The following is a 21735-nucleotide window of genomic DNA, read 5'->3' on the forward strand; positions in this document are numbered from 1 at the left end:
GTACGCTTTATGTTCATGGCTGCGTGCGGTAGCACGGCAATATTGCGCCGCTTAGCCGCCGGGCGAAAGGAAAAGCCGCTATGGAAGTTCGCCGCCAGGATATTCACAATTCCGATATTCCCGTCGTCTGCCGGGCCTGCGAGGCGCGCCACGGCGGTGTGTGCGGCGCATTGACGACCGAGCAGCTGACCGAACTTAACAAGCACTCCTTCCGCCACCGCCTGGAAACGGGCGCCGAAGTGATCGGCCAGGGCGAGACGGTGGTGAACTATTCCAACATCATGCGCGGCGTGGTGAAGCTGACCAAGGTGATGGCGGATGGCCGCCAGCAGATCGTCGGCCTGCAGTTCGCGCCCGATTTCCTCGGCCGCCCCTTCCTCACAGAAAGCGCAATCACGGCGGAAGCAGCCACCGACAGCGAAGTCTGCAACTTCCCGCGCAACGTGCTCGACCGGCTCGTCAAGAGGACGCCGGAGCTGGAGCATATGCTGCACCAGCAGGCGCTGAAGGAGCTGGACGAGGCGCGCGACTGGATGCTGACGCTGGGCCGCAAGACGGCGCAGGAGAAGGTTGCAAGCTTCCTCTACCTGATCGCCACCCATATCGATCCTGAAAGCATCGACATGTCGGCCTTCGACCTGCCGCTGTCCCGCGCCGATATCGCCGATTTCCTCGGGCTGACCATCGAAACGGTCAGCCGCCAGTTCACCAAGCTGCGCAAGGAAAACGTCATCCGCATCGAGAACAACCGGCATGTCACCGTTCCCGACATGGATCGGCTGATGCGCTACGCCGGCAACGACTAACGCCTTCGTCTCAGCGGGTAATCACGATCTTCGTATTGGACAGCCCGTTGCGGTTGGCCATCTGGAAGAAGGTCGCCGCATTGTCCGGATGCAGGCGCACGCAGCCATGCGAGGCCGGGCGTCCCAAGCGCTTCGTCTCATAGGTCGCATGCACGGCATAACCGCCCTTGAAGAACACCGCGAACGGCATCGGCGCCATATTGTATTTGCGCGAACGGTGGTTGCGCGAGGCCCATTTCGCCGACCAGCTGCCCGTCGGCGTGCCGTAACCCTTGCGGCCCGTCGAGACGCGCCAGCGATATTTCACCATGCCGTTCTGAGTAACGACCATGGTTTGCGAAGAAAGACTGACCTGCGCGACGAGATTGGCAGAAAGGGCAGCTTCGGTCTGGAACAAGACAAGAAGGAACGCGACCGCGGTCGCAAACAAGGTACGCATGACTTCCCCTCAAAACGTTTTTGCATGGCTTGCACGCCATGTCTCACGACGAGACAGAATATAGACGTTTCAACCTTCCGCAATATTGACGGAGGTGGGGAAAAGAAAACGAAGTTAAGGCGTAAAATTTTATCGATCGCGCCGACGCGCTTTCAAAGCAAAGCCGCCAGCAGTGCTAGAAGCAGCACAAAAACGGCAAGTCCGGCGCAGGCGCCGTAGAAGATCCGCAAGGAAAGATCGATATCGGCGACGGTTGCGACCGTGCGGCCGCTGGCATTCATCATGGGCTCATCGACCCGCACGCCGCCATAGATGCGCGGGCCAGCAAGGCCGATGCCGACGGCGCCCGCCATCGCTGCTTCGGGCCAGCCGGAATTGGGTGAACGGTGAAGGCCTGCATCACGCAGCGCCGTGCCGATGGATGCCCGCGCCGCCGCCTTACTTTTATGCACCCAAGCGCCGGCCGCGATGAAGAGGATGGACAGGCGCGCGGCGGGCCAGTTGGCGAGGTCGTCCAGCCGGGCGGAGGCCCAGCCGAAATCGAGATATTTCGCGTTTTTGTGACCGATCATGGAATCGGCAGTATTCAGCATCTTGTAGGCGAAGAGACCGGGCAAGCCGAGCAGCGCATACCACAGCGCGGGTGCCACGACGCCATCGGAAAAATTCTCCGCAAGGCTTTCGATGCCGGCGCGGCAGATGGCCGGTTCGTCGAGCGTCGCCGGATCGCGTCCGACGATCATCGACACCGCCTGGCGCCCACCATCGAGGCCGCCGCGCTTGAGGCCTCGGGAAACGGCGCGCACATGATCGTGCAGGCTCTTCTGGGCGAGGAAGATCGCCACGATGACGACCTCCAGCACGAGGCCGAACGGCCCCAGCCGCGCCAGCAATGCATGCAGGATGAAGCCGAAGAACAAGCTGGCGGCCAGCAGCGCGGCGATGCCGGCCGCGCCGTTGAAGCGTTTCGTATCGGCTGAAAGACGCTTGCCGTTGAACAGCTTGTCGATCAGGCCGATCGCCCGGCCGAACAGCACCACCGGATGCGGCACGCGCCGCCACAGCTTGTCCGGATCGCCAACGAGGCGGTCGAGAATCAACGCAAAGAACAGGATGAGCAGCGTCGCGGTCATCGCCTACCCTGCCCTGTCCGCAAGGGCCTCGGCAAGACGCTCGTCGCCGGCGCTATCGGGCGCAAGGCCGAAGCGCAGCCAGTGCGGATTGTAATCGAAGGGGCGCACGAGAATTTGGTGGCGGCAGAGATGGTGGTGGATGGCCGCGGCCTCCGGGTGCTCGACCAGCGAGAAGAGGCCGGTGCCGCCGATGACATTAAGGCCGCCCTCGGCAAGCGCGGCATCGAGCGCGGCCTTGCGTGCCACGATCGTTTCGTGGATGGCGCCGGTATCCGATGCCATCAGCTTCGTCGCGATGGTCAGTGCTGGTCCCGAGACCGACCAGGGACCAAGCCCATCCTCGATGCGATCAAGCACGGCGCTTTCGCCAATAACGAAACCGAGGCGCAGGCCGGCGAGGCCGAAGAATTTGCCGAAGGAGCGGAAGACTAGAAGGCCGGACATTGCATTGCCGGCAAGCGGCGCGATGCAGGTTTCCGGCCGCATGTCGCCGAAGGCCTCGTCCACGATAAGCAGGCCGCCTCCGGCCGAGACGCGCGCATGAAGAGCGAGCAGCGTTTCCCGATCGAACAGGCGTCCGGTGGGATTGTTCGGATTGACGACGACGACGAGGCCATGGGCGTCGGTGACGGCATCGAGGCTATCGACGCGATCCACGGCAATACCGGCATTGTCCAGCACGCGGGCATATTCGCCGTAGGTCGGCGACAGCACCGCGGCGCGGCGGTCGTCGGGCATGAGACGCGGCAGGAGTTGGATGACCGATTGCGTGCCGGGCACGGGCAGCGGCAAGGCATTCGGCGTTCCGTAATAGCGGGCGGCGGCGGCGCGTGCCTCATTCTGCCGGTGGCGATCCGGCAGACGGTGCCACGCGGCGACGTCGATTTCAGGAAGCGCGACGGGGGTCGGGTTGACGCCGGTGGAGAGGTCCAGCCAATCCTCGGGACGGCCACCGAAACGTGCGGCGGCCGCCGCGATGCCGCCGCCATGGACGATGCGCGGTGCGGTCATGCCGCCTCCGGCGCAAGGTCGATGAGATGCATATAGGAGCCGCTGACGGTGCCTCTGCGCAGGCCGGCCGTGCCGAGATCGTCGCCCATGGCATCGGTGACGGCGAAGAGGCGATCCGCCTCACCTTCATGCGCCACCGTCGAATAGTGGAATTCATGCGCCGTCATGGGCTTCGAAAAGCCGGAGCCGGCGAGCGGGGCGACCAAACGATAGCCGAGATGGCGGCGGCGTTCGGCAAAGCTCGTCACCAGCGGCAAAAGGCCGAGCATGCCGTAGCGCAAGCCATCGGCGGCAACCAGTCCTTCCCCCAACGCCATGTAGCCCCCGCATTCGCCATAGATGCGCGCGTTCCCGCGCGCCGCATCCTGCATGCCTAGGCGGAAACGGCCGGCATTGGCAAGGGTCTTCGCATGCAGTTCGGGATAGCCGCCGGGCAGATAGACGGCATCGGCATCCGCAGCCGGCGCCTCGTCGGCGAGCGGCGAGAAGAAGGAGAGGCTGGCACCCGCCGCACGCCAGCCCAGCAGCAGATGCTCGTAGGCGAAAGCGAAGGCGGTATCGCGTGCAATCGCGATATGCTGGCCGAGCGGCGGCAGAAGCGAGATGGCCGGCAGGGGCGGCAAGGCATGGCGTGCAGCCACGGCCATAAGGCGCTCGATGTTGCAGCGCGCCGCAACAGCCTCCGCCGCGCGGGCGATAAAACTTTCCAGGCCGCCATGTTCGGCAGCCTGCACGAGACCGAGATGACGCTCCGGCAGCGCCAGCCCGGCATCCCGCTCCAGCACGCCGAAAATCTCGATGCCGCTGGCATCCAGCGCGCCGCGCAGCATCATTTCGTGTTTTGGGCTGCCGGCCTTGTTGAGGATGACGCCCGCCACGCGGATATCGCTGCGGAAATCGGCATAGCCCTTCACCATGGCCGCGACCGACTGCGACAGGCGGCTGCAATCGACAACGAGGACGACCGGCAGGCCGAGTGTCGCGGCAAGATCGGCCGGCGAGCCGGTCCCGTCGGCCGCGCCGTCGAACAGCCCCATCATCGCCTCGACCAGCAGAAAATCACCCGCGCCCGCCTGCATCGCGGCATTGGCGCGGATGAGTTCGGGGCGCATGGCCCAGGGATCGTAGTTCAGGCAGGCACGGCGACTGGCGGCCGCGTGGAAAGCGGGATCGATATAGTCAGGCCCGGCCTTGCCGGAAACGAGCGGCACGCCAGCATCGGCCAGCGCCCGCGCAAGACCAAGCGTCACCGTCGTCTTGCCGGAGCCGGACGCGGGCGCAGCAATGAGCAGACCGCTCATGCCTGATCCTTGAAGTCACGCGAACCGAAGGGATCGGGCGCAAGCTTGCGGCCCTCGTTGAGAGCGCCGAGCCAATCCAGCGAGGCCCGAAGCCGCACGACCTCGCCGACGACGACGATGGCCGGCGGCTCGATGCCGGCGGCTTCGACATCGACCTCGGCACGGCCGAGCGTGGTTTCCAGCACCTGCTGTTCTGATGTCGCGGCATTGCAGACGAACGCCACCGGCTCATCCGCCGAGCGGCCGCTCGCGATGAGGTTTTGCGCGATCTGACCGATATGTTTCATCGCCATATACATGACGATGACCGGCGAGCCCTTGGCGATGCCCTCCCAGTTGATGCGGTCGGGCACAAGGCCGGACGAATCGTGGCCGGTGAGGAAGGTGACGGCGTGGTTCACCTCGCGATGTGTCACCGGAATGCCGGCATAGGCGAGGCCCCCGATGCCGGCGGTAATGCCTGGCACGATGCGGAAGGGAACACCGTGCTCGATCAGCGTCAGGGCTTCTTCGCCGCCACGCCCGAAGACGAAGGGATCGCCGCCCTTGAGGCGCAGCACGCGATGTCCGGCGCGCGCCAACTCGACGAGCCGCAGCGAAATATCCCGTTGCTTGTGCGAGGGTTTACCGCCGCGTTTTCCGGCAAATTCCAGCTGGACACCGGGGCGCGCAAGCGACAGGCACTCGGCATTGACCAGTGCGTCATGCACGATGATATCGGCCTGTTGCAGGGCATTGGCCGCATGGAGCGTCAACAGGCCGGGATCGCCAGGGCCGGCGCCGACGAGCCAGACGCTGCCTTTTTCCATCGACGGGAGGGCGGAGAAAAGGGTCTGCATCACGCATGCTCCCGGCTTGAATCACTATGCGAAGGAGCGGAATCGCTTACCGAAGAAAGGACGGCAAGCGACTGGAAAGATTCGGCGATTGCGACGGTCGCATGCGCCGACTTGGTTTTCTCCACAACCAGCCGCCCACCACGCCCCGCCTGCGCAAGTGCCGCCGCCTCTGCAACGCCGTAGCAACCGGTATGGGCAAAGACGATATCCGAGGGATTGGCGAGACGCGGCGTCTCGGCTTCGAGGCGTGCTGCCGAGAATGTCACCAGCGGCACGGAAAAATGCCGGGCGACTGCATGCATGGCAGGCTCTTCCGCCCGCACATCCAGCGAGGCGACGAAGGCGACCGTTTCCGGGGCGGCGCCAAGGCGCGCGAGCGCCGCAAGAGAAAGGTCGAGAAGTTCCAATGGCGGGGTGCCGCGTTCGCAGCCGAGGCCGAGGACGAGAAAACGTCCGGTTCCGGGGGATGGGGCCTCAGCGCGCATGGCGGTCTCTCGCAAAATTCCACGCGAAAGAGCCCGGCTTTGCCGTCTTCCGACAGTTCCGGTTCTGGCCCCGTCTGGGTCGGCCGCACCGGACACCGCTCGGCCCGCCCAGCGGGCACCGTCGCAGCTTTCTTAGTACCGGAGGGCGACGGGCCGGTCAAACCGGATTGCGGCATGGGCCATGCCGGATTGCGCCACGCCCTAGAGGTTCGTCAGATTGGCGAGAATGATTTCTCGCCAGAGACGTGTCGGTGACACCCAGGCATCCGGCGCATTGTAATTGCCGGAGAAGATGACGCAGGCGATGTCCGCCTCGGGCATCAACCAGAGCCGCTGGCCGCCATTGCCGAAACCGGCCATCCAGGGTTTTGGCACACCCAGAACCGGCGCCTCGCCGAGAAACCAGAAATAGCCGTAGCCGAGACCGTCATCCGTCGTGGCTTTCGGCGTAAGCGCGGTGTCGATCCATGCACGCGACACTATCTGCCTTTCGCCGACGCGTCCGCCGTCCAGCACGAGGCGGCCGATGCGCAGGAGATCACGGGCCGTGAGGCGCAGGCCCGATGCCGGCGAGGCAATGTCATCCGCCCCGCTCAGCCACTCGAAATGCGAAATACCGAGCGGCGCAAACAGCGCCTCGCGGGCGAAATCATCGATCCGCTGCCCCGTACCGCGTTCGATGATCGCACCGACAAGCGCCGTGGCACCGCCCGAATAAGTCCAGTGCGTGCCCGGCGCCTGCATCACCGCCTGTTCGAGCGCAAAACGATAGCGATCCGGAGCATTCTCCATGGCGATCTCGCTGTTGAGGGGATCGGCATAGGACCGGTACTCGTCCCAGGCAAGGCCGAGCGTCATGGAAAGCGCATGGCCGATCGTCTGGCCCGCGCGGGCCGGATCTGCAGCAAGATCGGCATATTCGGGAAACTGCGCCAGAAGCGGCGCTTCGGGCGGCGCAACAAGGCCGCGGTCGAGCGCAATGCCATACAGCAGGCTCGTGACGCTCTTCGTCATCGAGCGGAGATCGTGCAGCGTCTGCGCATCGAAGGCGACGGTGCCGAGCGACCTGCCCCAGCTCTCATCCGGCCCGGCGCGATAATGCTCCAGCACCAGCCTGTCGCCGCGGTTGATCAACACCGCATGCACATCGCGGATCAGGCCCGATTCGATACCGGCGAGCAGCTTGCGTTCAAGACCGGCATCGAAGCCCGCCGCCTCCGCCGCACCCTTCGTCCACTCCGTTTCCACCATCGCCTCACCTCTTCGTTGCAGGATCACCCTACAATGCCGCTCGCCTTCCGTTTGATCCGCGTTGCGCATGGAGCACAAGAGCGTTGAAGCAGGCGGGCTTTGCTTTTACCCCCGCAGTCTGACAGAAATCGGGAAACACCGTTTCCCAATGTCCCCGAGTCCCGCCTTGGCCGATATCGCCCTCCACATCCTCGTCTTCCTATTTTTCGCGGCCTTTCTCGCGGGCTTCATCGATTCCATCGCCGGCGGCGGCGGCATGATCACCATTCCCGCCATGCTGATCGCCGGCATCCCGCCACTGGAAACGTTGGGCACCAACAAGCTGCAATCGCTGTTCGGCTCGGGCTCGGCGACGCTTGCCTATGCGCGCGCCGGCCATGTGCGGCTGTCGGAGCAATTGCCGATGGCGGCCCTTTCGGCGCTCGGCGCCGTCTTCGGCGCGCTGCTCGCCGCCATCGTCCCCGGCGATGTGCTGAAGGCGATCCTGCCCTTCCTGCTGGTGGCGATCGCCGTCTATTTCGGCCTGAAGCCGAATATCGGCGATGTCGACAAACACCGCCGCATGAGTGTCTTCCTCTTCACCGTCACGATCGTGCCGGCCATCGGCTTCTATGACGGCGTGTTCGGGCCCGGCACGGGCTCGTTCTTCATGCTGGCCTTCGTGACGCTCGCCGGCTTCGGCGTGCTGAAGGCGACGGCGCACACCAAGCTCCTGAATTTCGGCTCGAATGTCGGCGCCTTCGCCGTCTTCCTGTTCTACGGCGTCATCCTGTGGAAGGTCGGCCTCGTCATGGGCGCCGGGCAGTTCCTCGGCGCGCAGGCCGGCTCGCGGGTCGCCATGAAGAACGGCGCGAAAATCATCAAGCCGCTGCTCGTCGTCACCTCGATTGCGCTCGCCATCCGACTGATGGCCGACCCGAGCCATCCGCTGCGCGTCTGGCTCGGCTGGTAAAAGGCGTCAGAACTCGACGCCCTGCTGGGCCTTGATGCCCGAGCGGAACGGGTGTTTCAGAAGTTCCATCTCGGTGGCGAGATCGGCGATCTCGATCAGCTCTTCCTTGGCATTGCGGCCCGTCAGCACGACATGGGTCATGTAGGGCTTTTCCGTTTTCAGGAAGTCGATCACCGCGTTGACGTCGAGATAGTCGTAGCGCAGGGCGATGTTGATCTCGTCGAGCAGCACCATGGAATTGCGCTCGTCGCGGATCAGTTCCTTAGCCTTTTCCCAGGCCTTTTCAGCCATCGCGACGTCGCGGGCGCGGTCCTGCGTTTCCCAGGTAAAGCCTTCGCCCAGCGTATAGAACTGGCAGATATCTGCAAAATGCGCCTCGATCAGGTCGCGTTCTCCTGTGGCCCACGCGCCCTTGATGAACTGCACGACGGCGCAGGGTATCTTATGGGCGATGTGGCGAAAGATCATGCCGAAGCCGGCGGTCGACTTGCCCTTGCCCTTGCCGGTGTGGACGACGATGAGACCCTTTTCGTCGGTCTTCGTCGCCATGATCTTTTCGCGGGCGTTCTTCTTCTTCGCCATCTTCTCCGAATGGCGGGCGAGCTCGGCCTCGGTCATACCGGCGGTTTCGTCGTGGTTCTCGGTCATTTTAGTTTCCTTCCCTACTCTTTTTGTGGGCGCAATTCCGGACGCAACACCGCTTCGCATTTTTGCTGGAATTGCTTTAGGACGCCTTGCGGGCACCCAGCATATCCAGTTCGAAACGCGCGGAATTGGAGCGCGGCGTCCACAGGCCCCGGTCGATCGCCTCGGCAAAACGCGCCGCCATTTCGGCAAGCGCCGCCGGGTTCTTCTGCATCAGGAAATCGCGCACGCGCTCATCCAGCACATAGGCCTGATAGGCGGCTTCGAAATGATGGTCCTTCACCGCGCCCGTCGTGGCGGCGAAGGCAAACATGAAATCGACCGTCGCGGCGATCTCGAAGGCACCCTTGTAGCCATGGCGCATGACGCCATCGATCCATTTCGGATTGACGACACGGGCGCGCACGACGCGGCCGATCTCGTCTTCCAGCGTGCGCACGACAGGCTTTTCCGGGCGCGACAGGTCGTTATGATAGATGACCGGCTGCTGGCCGGAGATATGCTGCACGGCGGCCGCCATGCCGCCCTCGAACTGGTAATATTCGTCGCTGTCGAGCAGGTCGTGCTCGCGGCTGTCCTGGTTCTGGATCACGGCTTGCAGGCTCTTCATGCGCGCTTCCAGCCGCTCGCGCATGGGCGCGCTGTCGCCCTCGCCGTCATAGGCATGCGCGCCCCATTCGAGCCAGGCTTCGGCGAGATCACCGCGATCCGTCCACAACCCCTCGTCCATCATGGTTTGCAGGCCGGCACCATAACCACCAGTCTTCGCGCCGAAAATACGGAAACCGGCCTGTTTGGCGGCCTCCGCTTCAGAAGCCCCCTTTGCCGCAAGCGCTGCCGCTTCGGCCCGCATGCGGGCGGCGATGGGATTGTCCGCGTCGTCCTCATCGAGGGCTCCGACGGTACGCACGGCGCGGTCAAAGAGCGCGATCTGCTCCGGGAAGGCATCGCGGAAGAAACCGGAGATACGCAGCGTCACATCGACACGCGGATGGCGCAGCATAGCGGGCGGGATGATCTCGAAGCCGGTGACGCGGCGCGAGGCCATGTCCCAGGTCGGCTTGACGCCGATCAGCGCCATGGCCTGCGCGATATCATCGCCGCCGGTCCGCATGTTGGACGTGCCCCAGGCGGTGATGCCGAAGGAGGTCGGCCATTCGCCGTGGTCCTGCGCATAGCGAGTGACGATCAGTTCGGCGGATTTCCTGCCGAGTTCCCAGGCGGCCGGCGTCGGCACGGCGCGGCTGTCGACGGAGTAGAAATTGCGCCCCGTCGGCAGCACGTCCGGCCGACCGCGCGTCGGCGCACCGGAGGGGCCGGGCTCGATGAAGCGGCCATCGAGGCCGCGCATCAGCGCGGAGATTTCGGCCGGGCCGCAGGCGGCGATGGCGGGGCGGATGGAGGTCTCGATCGTGTCGAGCACGGCGCGGGTGGCGGTCCAACCGTCCGGGCAGGCCAGCGTGCCCTCCACCAGCTTTGCGGCGAGAAGCTCGATGCGTTCCACCGTGTCGCCATTGCTACGCCACGGCGCATCGAGCTGCTCAGCAAGCATATCGGGGCGCGGCCCACTCCACGCATCGGAACTGATGCAGTCGAGCGGATCGAACGTCGTGCCGCCCAAAGCATCCAACGCGATCGCCCGCTGCAGGCTCGCCTCGCCGCCCTCGCCCAGACCACGCGGCACGCGGGCGAGCGCCACCGTCAGATCGGTGAGAAGCCGCCCCTCCGGCGACACGCCGAAGACATGCAGGCCGTCGCGGATCTGCATTTCCTTCAGGTCGCAGAGATAGGCGTCGAGCTTTTGCAGCGCCGCCTCTTCGCCGTCCGACTTGCCGATGCCGGCATCGCTGTCGAGGCCGATATCGCGCACCAGATCGAGGATCTGCTTCGTCAGGAGCTTGATGCGCCGCGGGTCGCCACCGGAGGCATCGTAATATTCGTCGACGAGCGCTTCGAGGTCCTTCAGCGGGCCGTAGGTCTCGGCGCGTGTCAAGGGCGGCGTCAGGTGGTCGATGATGACGGCGGCGGAGCGGCGCTTGGCCTGGGTGCCCTCGCCGGGATCGTTGACGATGAAGGGATAGAGATGCGGCACGGGGCCGAGCACGGCCTCCGGATAACAGGCCTCCGACAGTGCCAGCGCCTTGCCGGGCAACCATTCGAGATTACCGTGTTTGCCCATATGCACGATGGCATGCGCGCCATAGTGCAGGCGCAGGAAGGCATAGAAGGCGAGATAACCGTGCGGCGGCACGAGATCCGGCGAATGATAGGTGTCCTTCGGATCGATATTGTAGCCGCGCGCCGGCTGGATGCCGACCAGCGTCTCGCCGAAACGAGCGAGCGGCAGGGCAAAGACGTCTCCGGTGACGAAGGGATCGTCTTCCGGCGCACCCCAGCGGGCGGCCATTTCGTCCCGAATCGATTTGGGAAGCGACGAGAAGAAAGCCTTGTAATGATTCAGCGAAAGCGTTTCGCGGATTTCACGGCCGTCGCTCGCCGCATTGGTCGGACCGGCCATCAGATGGGCGATCAGCGCGTCGCCATCCTCCGGCAGATCGGCGATCGCATAGCCTTCCGCAGCCATAGCGCGCAGCACTTCCATTGTGCCGGCCGGCGTATCCAGGCCGACGCCGTTGCCAAGCCGGCCGTCGCGGTTCGGATAGTTCGCCATGACCAGCGCGATGCGGCGTTCGGCCGGCTTTGCCCGCCTGAGCCGCGCCCAGCCGGCGGCAAGTTTCGCCACGAAGCGGATGCGGTCCTCGACGGGGTCGAGGCTGACGATGTTGGTTTCGACGCGCTCGTCGTAACGCGCGGCGGCCTTGAAGGAGACGGCACGGGAGAGCACGCGGCCATCGACCTCCGGCAGCGAGACGTTCATGCCGAGATCGCGCGCCGTCAGCCCCTGTCCGGATGCTTCCCACGCCTCGCGCGAGGAACCGGAGAACACGACCTGCAACACCGGCGCACCGGTCTCGTCCAGCACCGTCGGCTTGCGGCCGGCGCCGGGGGCGGAGACGGCGAAGCTCGTGGCATTGAGCACGACTTCGGGCCGGATCTCCGCGAAGGCTGCGCGGACCGTTTCGATGGAAACGGGTTCCTTGAGGCTGGAGACGAAAAGCGGCAGGGCGCGGATGCCCTCGGCCGCCAGCGCCTCGATCAGCATTTCAACCGGGCGGGTTTCGCCGCTTTGGATATAGGCGCGGTAGAAAGAGATCGCAGCCGTCGGCGGTTCGAATCCCTCCGCCGCTACCATTCTACCCGTGGCCTCTTCCCGCCACATCTCCACATCCACAACACCCCGCCCCGGCCACCAGATGCCGGCCTTTTCGAGCGGCATCGCAGGCTCCGGCTTATCGCCACCGAAGGCAACGGCCTCCGCATAGGTGAGGAAGCGATCCGCATTGTCGGCACCGCCCTCGTTGAGATAGGCCCAGAGGTTCTGGCGGTCGGTGTCGTCGATGCGGTTGAAGGGAACCAGGCCGTCGTCCGGCCGGTCATCGCCGGGCAATGCCACGAGCTTGATATCGTTGGCGACGGATGTCGCCAGCAAGGCCTCCAGCACGTAGCGAAAATAGCTGGCGCCGCCGAGGGCGCGGATGACGATGAGCTTGGCGTGACGCGCCGTGCGCTCGATATAGGTATCGACCGACATCGGATGCGACAGCGTCGCGAGGCTGGCGAGGCGCAGGCGCGTATCCGTGCCGCGCGCGCGATGGGCTGCGGCGATAGCGGCGAGTTCGGTATCGGCGGCGGTGAGGAAGAGGATGTCACCCGGCGTCTGGGCAAGGTCGATCGCCTCCTTGCCATCGGCGATGGTGCCCTTCTGGGCTAGCAGGAGATGCATGCGGCGCCTCCCCTTTGCCGGCGTGCCGTGCGGGTGGATCCTCGGGTCAAGCCCGAGGATGACGGAGTGGGGAGGAATAGACCTGTCCCAAACGGCAGGCCTGCGCGCACTTCTTGTTTCGTACGCGCGTTTGGCCTCATCCACCACCATTGGTTACCACGCCACAGGCGACGTGGTACATTGCGGGCCGGCAGCCCCTCCTCCCCACCGTCATCCTCGGGCTTGACCCGAGGATCCACCGGCACGGCAAGCCAGACATGGCCGGGCCACACCGGAAACGAGGACGAAGGGGACTGCTGCACGCTCATGCCGAAAATCACACCGCCGCGGCGATGGCAGCGCGCACGGCTTGCTCGTCCATGTCGTGCAGGCCGATGACGACGAGGCGGGTGCCGCGGGTCTCACCGGCGGCCCAGGCGCGTTCGAAGTAATTGTCGATACGCGTGCCGACGGCCTGGATGAGCAGGCGCAGCGGCTTGCCGGGCACATCGGCAAAGCCCTTGACGCGCAGCACGTCATGTTCGGCGATCACGCCCTTCAGGCGCTCGATGAAGGCGGCAGGCTCGGCAATCGCCGGCAGTTCCACGACGAAGCTGTCGAACTCGTCGTGATCGTGCTCCTCGCCGTTCTCGTGCTCCAGCTCGTGGTGCGACTTGCGGTTGGCGATATCGTCCTCCGTGCCGACGCCGAGGCCGAGCAGGACGGCGGCGGCGACTTCGCCGTTCTTCGCCTCGATCATCGAGGGCTTGCGGGCGATGCGGGAGGCGACTTCGTCACGCACCGCAAGCACACCGGCGGCGTCGAGAAGATCCGTCTTGTTGAGGACGATCAGATCGGCGGCGGTGAGCTGGTCTTCGAAGAGTTCTTCCAGCGGGCTTTCGTGGTCGAGATTGTCGTCCTCGACACGCAGCGCGTCCACTTTGTCATGGTCGTCGGCAAAACGGCCGGCGGCGACGGCGGCGCTGTCGACGACGGTGATGACGCCATCGACCGTGACCTGCGTCTTGATTTCCGGCCAGTTGAAGGCGGCGATCAGCGGCTGCGGCAGCGCAAGGCCCGAGGTCTCGATGACGATATGGTCGGGACGGTTTTCGCGCTCCAGGAGCTTCGTCATGGTGGGGATGAAGTCATCGGCGACGGTGCAGCAGATGCAGCCGTTGGTGAGTTCGATGATGTCGTCCTCGGTGCAGGCCTCAACGCCGCAGCCCTTCAGCACGTCGCCATCGACGCCGAGATCGCCGAATTCGTTGATGATGAGCGCGATGCGCTTGCCGCCGGCATTCTGCAGCAGGTTGCGGATCATCGTCGTCTTGCCCGCCCCGAGGAAGCCGGTGATGACGGTGGCGGGGATCTTCTGTTGCAGCATAGGCTCAACCCTTCATTTTCAGCGGCAGTCCGGCCGCGATAAAATAGACTTCCGGTACGAGGGCCGCGAACTGCTGGTGCAGCCGCCCGGCATGGTCGCGAAAGTCACGCGCCATGCGATTTTCCGGCACGATGCCGAGGCCGACTTCGTTCGATACGAAGACCAGCCGGCCCGGCGCCTCTTTGACGACCGACAAAAGGCCGGCGAATTCCTGTGCGATGTCCCGCTCCTCCAGCATCAGATTGGTGAGCCAAAGCGTCAGGCAATCGACGAGGACCGCACGATCCTCGCGCGCCACATCCTTGATGCAGGCCGCCAGCGCAAGCGGTTCCTCGTGCGTTTCCCAGCCTTTTCCGCGATCTTCCCGGTGTTTGGCGATGCGTTCGCGCATCTCGTAATCCCAGGCGCGGCCGGTGGCGATATAATGACGCGAAAGGCCGGTCTCGGCGACCAGCCTTTCGGCGAAAGCGGACTTTCCGGAACGCGCACCGCCCAGAACCAGGACGGCTCCGGGCGATGTCTGTTTCATATCAGGCTGCCCTGGCGATCTTCTCGTTCGCAAAGCCGAGCGAGAGGCCGAGCACGATCCAGAAGAACAGCGTCGTGGCGAGTGCCGCGACGGCGAATTCCGCGCCGAGAACGGCCGGAACGTTGCTGGAAATGTCGGACGGCTGCGGCGCGCCATAGACCTGCGGGGCGGCGAGAAGCACGACACCGGCAACCTTGGAGACGATGCCCGGCTTCAGGAACAGCAGATAGAGACCAGCCGCCGAAAGGGCGACCGTCGCAACCCACCAGATCTGGCGCTGCGTGAGATCGGCAGCCGGGAAGCCCGGAAGCTCCGGCGGCAGGCCTATGGCCGGCAGCATATGCACGGCAAGCCAGCCGGCAGCACCCCACAGCGCACCGTTGGCAACGGTGATCGGATTGCCCGAAACGAGGCTGAAACCGGCGAGCAGCAGGGCAAAGCCGGTGCCCGTGACGAGGTTTGCCAGAAGCGTGCCGGAGAAGCGGCTCATGCCGAACATGATGCCGCCCTCCTCGTGGTCCTCGCCCTCATGGGCATAGGCAACCGAGATCGGCGACAAGGCGGAGGCGACGTCGAGGATCACGGCACCGAGCGAGGAATGCTCCTGCGTCGTGGCAGCACCATCTGATGTCGCGGGCGTGGTGCCCTCGCCGGCCGGGGCGGCTTCACCCTCGAACTCTTCGGCGTGCAGAATCAACGGCACGACTCGGGCCTCCTGGGCGGCCGTCATGAGCACGCCGGAGAACAGCCCGGCCACCAGGGCGGCCAGGAGATAACGAACGATCATGTTGAGAACTCCTTAGTGGCAGGGAAAGCCGTAGGAGTGACGCGTGTCGTGTGCCGTGTCGTGCAGCACGGCCGAATTCGCAAGGCCGGCGCCGAAGACGAGGAAGGCGCCGAGCAGCAGGGCGAAAACGCCGGCAACGAGACGATCGTTTGCGGAAAGGACAACAGAAGACGTGGTAGAAACAGCCATGACAACCTCCGTGCAGGCAGCGGGGAAAATTCCCCTGGGCGGGCGATATGCCCTCATTGTCTGGCAGGTCTCCTGGCTCGCAGCGTCCGGCGCGTCAGCGCCTCCGGGTCACCCTCGCCTTCCCAGGTTTTCCGGCAATCACGAGAGGCGGACGATTCGTAGAAAAAGAGGCGTCCAACCCCGGCTATCGTGATGCCACCCAGTGGCTTTTCCGGCTGGTCATCTTTTCGCGACTACAGGCACCATTGCCCTTTGCCGCAAAAATCCCCCCGTCCGGATGGGCGTCCCTCGCTACTCTACAGTCGCGGGGTCGGCCGTGATTGCAGCGCCCTGATTGGGTCCACCGCGTCACATTCCCATTTACTCCCCGGTCCGTTTCCGGACCAAGGAACCATCCAATATCGCTGATGATTATGCTTCCCGCTCCGGGAAGTCAATCGACCGGCAGCGGCATGGCCTGTGCCAAAACCGCCGTCCGGCCGTCGCAAACTCAATAGCCGGGGATGATCACCACGCCGCCGCCATCGTTGTAATAGCCGTCGTCGCGATAGTAGGGGCCGTCATAGTAGCCATCGACGGGGCCTTCCAGCACGTCGTAGTCGCGCTGCTGGTAGCGACGCTGGCGATTCTGTCGGGCCTGCCGCGTCTCGGCATATTGTGCGGCTTCGCGCAGTGCGCGGAACTGCTGGCGCGACAGGTAGCCGTCCGCGCGATAGCCGGACGCGCCCTGCCAGGCGGCGATGGCCGCACGAGAGCGCGGACCGAAGACGCCGTCGGCACCATAGGTGTTGTAGCCGAGCAGGCTCAGGTAGCGCTGGGCCTGGGCGCGAACGGAGCGATCCATATAGGTCTCGCGCGGATCGACGACCGGCTCGGCCTTGCGCGTGGCGTCGGCGGTTGCCGCGTCCTCGTCCATCTGCGTTTCCGGCTTGGCGCTCAGGGCGGCGATGCGCTTGCGGGCGTCATCGACATAGCGACCCTGGGGATACTGGTAGAGATAGTCCTTGTAAGCCTTCTCCGAACCATCGGCGACAGCGCCCTGGAATGTCTTGTCTTCCGCACGTTTTGCGGCCTCCGCCTCTTCGACGGCGCGCGCGCCATTGTCGTTGTCGGCGTCCTGCGGCGCGTTTTCACGCGCAGCCGTCGCATCATCTGCGCTATCGGCCGGTTCCTGGCTATCCGCGGGCTTCTGAGCAGCGGCGGCCTCTTCGGCGCGCTTCTCTGCCTCATCGGCAAGACGCGCGGCTTCCGCGGCCTTGGCTTCGGCATCGGCCGCCGCCTTGGCAGCCTCGGCCTTCAGGCGTTCGACTTCCGCAGCCTTCTCTTCGGCGAGCTTGCGGGCAGCGGCGGCCTCCTCCTCGATCTTGGCCTTTTCGGCGGCGGCAACCTTTTCCGCCTCGATGCGCTTGGCCTCGGCTTCCTGACGGGCGGCCGCCTCCTCTTCGGCACGGGCCTTCTCAGCCGCAGCAGCCTCTTCGGCCTTCTGGCGATCCGCCTCGGCCTTCAAGCGTGCGGCCTCTTCAGCCTTGGCCTTCTCAGCGGCGGCGGCCGCTTCCGCCTTCAGGCGCTCGGCTTCGGCCGCCTGCTTTTCGCCAACCGCACGGGCTTCCGCTTCCTTCTGCTCGGCTTCCGCCTTCAGGCGGGCAGCCTCTTCAGCCTTTGCTTTTTCCGCCGCAGCGGCTTCAACCTTGGCCTTTTCTTCCGCCGCAGCCTTTTCTTCGGCGAGCTTGCGGGCGGCGGCTTGCTCGGTCTTCTTGGCCTCGGCTTCCGCCTTCAGACGTGCAGCCTCCTGCTCGGCCTTGGCCTTTTCCGCCTCCGCAGCCTTCTGCGCCTCTTCCGCAGCCTTCTTCGCCTCGGCCGCCTTCAGGGCTTCCTCTTCGGCTTTCTTGGCTTCGGCAGCCTTCTGGGCCTCGTCTGCGGCCTTCTTCGCCTCGGCGGCTTTGCGGGCGTCCTCTTCTGCCTTGGCCTTCTCGGCTTCGGCCGCCTTCTGCGTCTCTTCCGCCTGCTTGGCCTCCGCCGCCTTCGCCTTCTCGGCAGCGGCGGCTTCCTCGGCCTTGGCCTTGGCTTCCGCCTCGGCGGTCACGCTCTTGGCGGGTTTTTCCTTGGCGGCAGCCTGCAATTCAGCGATGCGCAGTCGAGCCATGGAGGCGAAGGTGCCGTTGGGATATTGCGTCAGATAACCCTCGTACTGGGCGACATCGCTGCCGGACGAGACCTTCTGCCAGAGCGAAAACTCCTCCTCCCAGCGCTTGCCGGCGCTGCCGGCTTCCTTGCCGGTGGCGGCCTGCGCGAAGGCAACGGCGGGCATGCCGGCCAGCGACAGCCCGAGAAGGCCGGCCAGAACGGAGCGTGCGAGAGGTCCAGAACCCATATATCTCACCCTTTTGGATCGCGCGGGGCGCCTGCGCCCGGTCGTCCGGGCGGATTTCCATCACTCCTCGCACCGAATTCTGGCGCAACTTTGGTGCGGCAGAGCGGCTGCGAGGAACCTGATGGCTGTACGTTTGAGCGTGCTGATTTAATCAGGCCGGTTGCAGGAGGCCGTCAAGCCAGGCGGGATCGAGAACCGATTCCAGCTCCGCCGCCACGCCATCGAGCGCGGCGTCGACGCTTGCACGATAATCGAAGCCACCGCCCTCGATGCCGAAATCGGCGAGAAGCCGGGCACGATAGGCATCGCTGGAGAGGAGCCCGTGCAGATAAGTGCCCATCACGCGCCCGTCGGCGGAGACCGCGCCATCCGGCCGCCCATCGATGCTGACCGAGGGACGAAGCGCATCCGGGCCTGTGGTGCGGCCGAGATGGATCTCGTAGCCTTCCAGCGGCACGTCATATTGCAGGGAGCGGGCCGTGCTGTTGCGCACGGTCTTTTCCGGCGCCATCTCGGTTTCGACGGCCAAAAGCCCCAACCCTTGGACTTCGCGCTCGCTGCCCTCGATGCCGAGCGGATCGGTGACGCGCTGCCCGAGCATCTGGTAGCCGCCGCAGATGCCGATGACGCGGCCGCCGCGGCGCATATGGAGGTGAAGATCCCTGTCCCAGCCGGCAGCGCGGAAATCGCGAAGGTCGGAAATCGTCGATTTCGAACCGGGCAACACGATCAGCCCGGCATCGGCCGGAAGCCGCTCGCCCGGCCGCACGAAGACCAGATCGACCTGCGGCTCGGCCTTGAGCGGATCGAGATCGTCGAAATTGGCAATGCGCGGCAGGACGGGCACGGCCACCTTCAGCGCCCCTGCCCCGCCCTTGGCGAGCCGTTCCAGCACAACGGAATCCTCCGCCGGCAGGTGCGCCGCCTGCTTCAGCCACGGCACGACGCCGAAGCAGGGCCAACCGGTGAAGCGGGCGATTTCGGAAATGCCGCTGTCGAACAGCGTCACGTCACCGCGGAACTTGTTGATGAGATAGCCCGTGACCATGCGCCGGTCTTCCTCCGGCAGGATCGCATGGGTGCCGACGAGCGAGGCGATGACGCCGCCGCGATCGATATCGCCGACCAGCACGACCGGCACATTCGCCCGCGTCGCAAAGCCCATATTGGCGATGTCGCCGGCACGCAGGTTGATTTCCGCCGGCGAGCCCGCCCCTTCCACGACGACGAGATCCGCACCTTCGCTGATAATCCCGAAACTTTCCAAGACCGCGCCCATCAGCTTCGGCTTCAGCGCCTGGTAGTCGCGCCCCTTCGCCTGGCCGAATACGTTGCCCTGCAGAATGATCTGGCTGCCGACATCCGACTGCGGCTTCAAAAGCACCGGGTTCATATGCACGGAGGACGGCACGCGGGCGGAAAGCGATTGCAGCCACTGCGCACGGCCGATCTCGCCGCCATCGGCCGAAACGGCGGCGTTGTTGGACATGTTCTGCGGCTTGAAGGGACGCACCTTCAGCCCGCGATTGGCGGCGATGCGGCAGAGCCCCGCCACCAATACCGTTTTTCCGACATCCGAGCCGGTGCCCTGAAGCATGATCGTTCTCACCATGACGCCCTCCTAGCATTCGGTCCCGCCGCCGAAAAGCCCTGATTTACCGCAATCTTGCCGCAATCGATCACCGTGATCCGATGTATTTCCGCAACAGCCCGTCATGCAAAATCCGCAGGACTGATCTGCTGTTCATTCTGCGACATTTTGCGCCGTGAACGATCGTGACATCGGGCCTGATTGCGCCTATATCCACGTCATCAGACAGCCGAGGCGCGTGGCTTCGGATTTTTAGGACAAAGACCATGCTGTTCATCTTCAGCAAGCCGAACTTCGTACAGATCGCCTGGAACGGCATCGTTCCCCAGAGCCAGTCCCGCGTGCGCAACGTCGTCATGGACGCGCCGTTTGGCCCGCTCGGCTTCATCCGCACGCGCAACGTCGGCTGATCCTTCGAGCGCGACGTCAGGTCCGCTCGCATACGACGTCGCCTCTCTCCGGGAGGCGGCGTTTTTCTTTGCCTGTTGTCGGGCCCGTCATCGGAAAACAGCGCCCTGAAACGGCGAAAGCCGTGCATCCCTTGCGGTGATACACGGCTTGCCAAAATACGCATGGCGGCTTTCGACAAATACGCGTCGAAGCCCAGTCACCCCGGTACGCAATACCTTTCCGGAGCGGGCGGCGATGTCCCCCGCCGTGAGGAAACCAATAGCGGCACATCCTTACCGGACCGTTATCGGGAGCTTAAGCAAAGATGAATCGCAGCTATTTTTGAAAAAATTCGAAATATTTTTTTGGACGGCAAAGCGGCGCAGACAAGACAGGATATGTCCGCATTCAACGACCATCCCGCATCACCCCTGCAAGCACCTCTCGAACATTTGCCCGAATGCGAGCAAACGCCCAAATTTTCCACCGTCCGGTTGCCGGATTTCCAGCGTCTCGACGAGCCGGAAGGCTTATCCGCGTCACCAGACGGCGCGCAGGAGGTTGATTTCTCAATGAGAACCCGTAGGCTACCCCTGTAGCGCACGATAAGACGTCTCGGATGACAGGGTTCCTCCGGTGAACAAAAAACAGGGATCGGCGCTTTTGCAGCAGGGGGATTGGCTCGCCTCACTGGCATCGAACCTCCGTGGCTGTCGATAGACTTTCGGGCAGACGGGACAACGCAGTAGCCTGCGCTGCCTTCCGGGTTGATTGCTGCATCCAAGACTGGGAGGTCTTAACCTAATGAAGAAGCTCCTTGCTTCCACCATCATCGCTGCCGGCCTCTATGGCTTTGCCGGTTCTGCCCAGGCGGCAGAATGCGGCGAAGTTTCCATGGCCGAAATGAACTGGGCATCGGCTGGCGTTGCCGCGCATGTCGACAAGATCATTCTCGAAAGCGGCTACGGCTGCACCGTGACGCTGGTCACGGGCGACACCATGCCGACCTTCACCTCCATGAACGAAAAGGGCGAGCCTGACGTCGCGCCCGAAATGTGGGTGAACGCCGTGCGCACGCCGCTCGACGCCGCCATCAAGGAAGGCCGTCTCATCCAGCTCGCTCCCCTTCTCTCGGAAGGCGGCGTGGAAGGCTGGTGGATCCCGAAATTCCTCGCCGACGAACATCCCGACATCAAGACGGTTCAGGACGCTCTGAAGCATCCGGAACTGTTCCCGGCGCCGGAAGACCCGTCGAAGGGCGCCGTGCACAATTGCCCGTCGGGCTGGAACTGCCAGGTCTCCACGGACAATCTCTATCGCGCGCTCGATGCCGACAAGGACGGCTTCACGCTCGTCGACACGGGTTCGGCTGCCGGCCTCGACGGCTCGATTGCCAATGCCTTCGAAAAGAAGTCCGGCTGGCTGGGCTACTACTGGGCACCGACCGCCATCCTCGGCAAGTACGAGATGACCAAGCTCTCCTTCGGCGTCGACCACGACAAGGCCGACTGGGATGCCTGCACCGCCGTGCCGGATTGCGCGAACCCGAAGGTCAACTCCTACCCGACCTCCGACGTCTTTACCGTCGTGACCAAGGCCTTCTCCGAAAAGGCCGGCGTCGCCATGGACTATATGAAGACCCGCCAGTGGGACAACGGCACGGTCGGCAAGGTTCTCGCCTGGATGGACGCCAACCAGGGCACGAACGAGGATGCTGCGAAGTACTTCCTCGAAACCTATCCCGACATGTGGACCAAGTGGGTTTCCCCCGAGGTCGCCGAGAAGGTCAAGGCCGCTCTCTAAACC

At 64.4% G+C, this 21735-nt stretch carries 19 protein-coding genes and 1 riboswitch; of the genes, 4 read left to right on the forward strand and 15 right to left on the reverse strand.

Annotation, left to right across the window (positions count from 1 at the left end):
* The first annotated feature begins 80 nt into the window (after positions 1-80).
* The gene (locus ACOZK4_RS20260) at positions 81-806 is read left to right on the forward strand and encodes a Crp/Fnr family transcriptional regulator (RefSeq protein ID WP_313532468.1); all 726 of its coding nucleotides are present in this window, start codon (positions 81-83) and stop codon (positions 804-806) included.
* A 10-nt stretch (positions 807-816) separates the two neighbouring features.
* Here the strand turns inward: ACOZK4_RS20260 and ACOZK4_RS20265 are convergent, their stop codons facing one another.
* From ACOZK4_RS20265 to ACOZK4_RS20295, 7 genes are all read right to left on the reverse strand, one after another.
* The gene (locus ACOZK4_RS20265; RefSeq protein ID WP_421593455.1) at positions 817-1245 is read right to left on the reverse strand and encodes a L,D-transpeptidase; all 429 of its coding nucleotides are present in this window, start codon (positions 1243-1245) and stop codon (positions 817-819) included.
* Between the two features lie 152 nt (positions 1246-1397).
* On the reverse strand, positions 1398-2378 hold the full coding sequence (gene cbiB / locus ACOZK4_RS20270; RefSeq protein WP_421593457.1) for an adenosylcobinamide-phosphate synthase CbiB: 981 nt from the start codon (positions 2376-2378) through the stop codon (positions 1398-1400).
* Positions 2379-2381: 3 nt separating this feature from the next.
* Positions 2382-3389 carry a threonine-phosphate decarboxylase CobD gene (cobD, locus tag ACOZK4_RS20275; RefSeq protein ID WP_421593459.1) on the reverse strand — a complete coding sequence of 336 codons (1008 nt, stop codon included), beginning with the start codon at positions 3387-3389 and terminating at the stop codon, positions 2382-2384.
* The gene (locus ACOZK4_RS20280) at positions 3386-4690 is read right to left on the reverse strand and encodes a cobyrinate a,c-diamide synthase (RefSeq protein WP_421593461.1); all 1305 of its coding nucleotides are present in this window, start codon (positions 4688-4690) and stop codon (positions 3386-3388) included. The genes cobD and ACOZK4_RS20280 overlap by 4 nt, the downstream gene beginning before the upstream one ends.
* The gene (gene cobA / locus ACOZK4_RS20285; protein ID WP_421593462.1) at positions 4687-5529 is read right to left on the reverse strand and encodes a uroporphyrinogen-III C-methyltransferase; all 843 of its coding nucleotides are present in this window, start codon (positions 5527-5529) and stop codon (positions 4687-4689) included. The genes ACOZK4_RS20280 and cobA overlap by 4 nt, the downstream gene beginning before the upstream one ends.
* Complete coding sequence (locus ACOZK4_RS20290; RefSeq protein ID WP_421593463.1) at positions 5529-6014, reverse strand: cobalamin biosynthesis protein; 486 nt, start codon at positions 6012-6014, stop codon at positions 5529-5531. The genes cobA and ACOZK4_RS20290 overlap by 1 nt, the downstream gene beginning before the upstream one ends.
* Positions 6015-6215: 201 nt before the next feature.
* Complete coding sequence (locus ACOZK4_RS20295; protein WP_421593464.1) at positions 6216-7265, reverse strand: serine hydrolase domain-containing protein; 1050 nt, start codon at positions 7263-7265, stop codon at positions 6216-6218.
* Positions 7266-7413: 148 nt separating this feature from the next.
* On the opposite strand from ACOZK4_RS20295, the gene ACOZK4_RS20300 reads away from it, so the two are divergent.
* The gene (locus tag ACOZK4_RS20300) at positions 7414-8217 is read left to right on the forward strand and encodes a TSUP family transporter (RefSeq protein WP_421593465.1); all 804 of its coding nucleotides are present in this window, start codon (positions 7414-7416) and stop codon (positions 8215-8217) included.
* Between the two features lie 6 nt (positions 8218-8223).
* On the opposite strand, the gene cobO is transcribed toward ACOZK4_RS20300, so the two are convergent.
* From cobO to ACOZK4_RS20340, 8 genes are all read right to left on the reverse strand, one after another.
* Entirely contained in the window at positions 8224-8865 is a 642-nt protein-coding gene (gene cobO / locus ACOZK4_RS20305) for a cob(I)yrinic acid a,c-diamide adenosyltransferase (protein WP_421593466.1), read from the reverse strand.
* 76 nt (positions 8866-8941) lie between these two features.
* A complete protein-coding gene (gene cobN / locus ACOZK4_RS20310; protein ID WP_421593467.1) occupies positions 8942-12706 on the reverse strand; it encodes a cobaltochelatase subunit CobN in 3765 nt (1254 codons plus the stop codon).
* 316 nt (positions 12707-13022) lie between these two features.
* Positions 13023-14072 (reverse strand): cobalamin biosynthesis protein CobW, encoded by a 1050-nt coding sequence (gene cobW, locus ACOZK4_RS20315; protein WP_421593468.1) that lies wholly within the window; start codon positions 14070-14072, stop codon positions 13023-13025.
* A gap of 4 nt (positions 14073-14076) precedes the next feature.
* The gene (gene cobU / locus ACOZK4_RS20320; protein ID WP_421593469.1) at positions 14077-14601 is read right to left on the reverse strand and encodes a bifunctional adenosylcobinamide kinase/adenosylcobinamide-phosphate guanylyltransferase; all 525 of its coding nucleotides are present in this window, start codon (positions 14599-14601) and stop codon (positions 14077-14079) included.
* 1 nt (position 14602) lies between these two features.
* Positions 14603-15388: a CbtA family protein gene (locus ACOZK4_RS20325; RefSeq protein WP_421593470.1), complete on the reverse strand. Its 786-nt coding sequence runs from the start codon at positions 15386-15388 to the stop codon at positions 14603-14605.
* A 12-nt stretch (positions 15389-15400) separates the two neighbouring features.
* On the reverse strand, positions 15401-15577 hold the full coding sequence (locus tag ACOZK4_RS20330; RefSeq protein WP_313529664.1) for a CbtB domain-containing protein: 177 nt from the start codon (positions 15575-15577) through the stop codon (positions 15401-15403).
* A gap of 45 nt (positions 15578-15622) precedes the next feature.
* A riboswitch (cobalamin riboswitch) is annotated at positions 15623-15988 on the reverse strand.
* Between the two features lie 79 nt (positions 15989-16067).
* Positions 16068-17948 carry a peptidoglycan-binding domain-containing protein gene (locus ACOZK4_RS20335; RefSeq protein WP_421593471.1) on the reverse strand — a complete coding sequence of 627 codons (1881 nt, stop codon included), beginning with the start codon at positions 17946-17948 and terminating at the stop codon, positions 16068-16070.
* A gap of 151 nt (positions 17949-18099) precedes the next feature.
* Entirely contained in the window at positions 18100-19560 is a 1461-nt protein-coding gene (locus tag ACOZK4_RS20340; RefSeq protein ID WP_421593473.1) for a cobyric acid synthase, read from the reverse strand.
* Between the two features lie 245 nt (positions 19561-19805).
* Here ACOZK4_RS20340 and ACOZK4_RS20345 point away from each other — a divergent pair, with 245 nt between their 5' ends.
* Both ACOZK4_RS20345 and ACOZK4_RS20350 read left to right on the forward strand, forming a co-directional pair.
* The gene (locus ACOZK4_RS20345) at positions 19806-19949 is read left to right on the forward strand and encodes a hypothetical protein (protein ID WP_257948558.1); all 144 of its coding nucleotides are present in this window, start codon (positions 19806-19808) and stop codon (positions 19947-19949) included.
* Positions 19950-20733: 784 nt separating this feature from the next.
* Positions 20734-21732, forward strand: coding sequence for an ABC transporter substrate-binding protein (locus ACOZK4_RS20350; protein ID WP_313529655.1), 999 nt, complete (start codon positions 20734-20736; stop codon positions 21730-21732).
* Positions 21733-21735 lie beyond the last annotated feature (3 nt).

The sequence above is a fragment of the Shinella sp. M27 genome, assembly GCF_049199905.1.
Taxonomy (GTDB): Bacteria; Pseudomonadota; Alphaproteobacteria; order Rhizobiales; family Rhizobiaceae; genus Shinella.

Bases quoted from the DNA above. Each gene is read 5' to 3' on its own strand.
- ACOZK4_RS20260 (WP_313532468.1), top strand. From the start codon at position 81: ATGGAAGTTCGCCGCCAGGATATTCACAATTCCGATATTCCCGTCGTC.
- ACOZK4_RS20265 (WP_421593455.1), bottom strand. From the start codon at position 1,245: ATGCGTACCTTGTTTGCGACCGCGGTCGCGTTCCTTCTTGTCTTGTTC.
- cbiB (WP_421593457.1), bottom strand. From the start codon at position 2,378: ATGACCGCGACGCTGCTCATCCTGTTCTTTGCGTTGATTCTCGACCGC.
- cobD (WP_421593459.1), bottom strand. From the start codon at position 3,389: ATGACCGCACCGCGCATCGTCCATGGCGGCGGCATCGCGGCGGCCGCC.
- ACOZK4_RS20280 (WP_421593461.1), bottom strand. From the start codon at position 4,690: ATGAGCGGTCTGCTCATTGCTGCGCCCGCGTCCGGCTCCGGCAAGACG.
- cobA (WP_421593462.1), bottom strand. From the start codon at position 5,529: ATGCAGACCCTTTTCTCCGCCCTCCCGTCGATGGAAAAAGGCAGCGTC.
- ACOZK4_RS20290 (WP_421593463.1), bottom strand. From the start codon at position 6,014: ATGCGCGCTGAGGCCCCATCCCCCGGAACCGGACGTTTTCTCGTCCTC.
- ACOZK4_RS20295 (WP_421593464.1), bottom strand. From the start codon at position 7,265: ATGGTGGAAACGGAGTGGACGAAGGGTGCGGCGGAGGCGGCGGGCTTC.
- ACOZK4_RS20300 (WP_421593465.1), top strand. From the start codon at position 7,414: ATGTCCCCGAGTCCCGCCTTGGCCGATATCGCCCTCCACATCCTCGTC.
- cobO (WP_421593466.1), bottom strand. From the start codon at position 8,865: ATGACCGAGAACCACGACGAAACCGCCGGTATGACCGAGGCCGAGCTC.
- cobN (WP_421593467.1), bottom strand. From the start codon at position 12,706: ATGCATCTCCTGCTAGCCCAGAAGGGCACCATCGCCGATGGCAAGGAG.
- cobW (WP_421593468.1), bottom strand. From the start codon at position 14,072: ATGCTGCAACAGAAGATCCCCGCCACCGTCATCACCGGCTTCCTCGGG.
- cobU (WP_421593469.1), bottom strand. From the start codon at position 14,601: ATGAAACAGACATCGCCCGGAGCCGTCCTGGTTCTGGGCGGTGCGCGT.
- ACOZK4_RS20325 (WP_421593470.1), bottom strand. From the start codon at position 15,388: ATGATCGTTCGTTATCTCCTGGCCGCCCTGGTGGCCGGGCTGTTCTCC.
- ACOZK4_RS20330 (WP_313529664.1), bottom strand. From the start codon at position 15,577: ATGGCTGTTTCTACCACGTCTTCTGTTGTCCTTTCCGCAAACGATCGT.
- ACOZK4_RS20335 (WP_421593471.1), bottom strand. From the start codon at position 17,948: ATGGGTTCTGGACCTCTCGCACGCTCCGTTCTGGCCGGCCTTCTCGGG.
- ACOZK4_RS20340 (WP_421593473.1), bottom strand. From the start codon at position 19,560: ATGGTGAGAACGATCATGCTTCAGGGCACCGGCTCGGATGTCGGAAAA.
- ACOZK4_RS20345 (WP_257948558.1), top strand. From the start codon at position 19,806: ATGCTGTTCATCTTCAGCAAGCCGAACTTCGTACAGATCGCCTGGAAC.
- ACOZK4_RS20350 (WP_313529655.1), top strand. From the start codon at position 20,734: ATGAAGAAGCTCCTTGCTTCCACCATCATCGCTGCCGGCCTCTATGGC.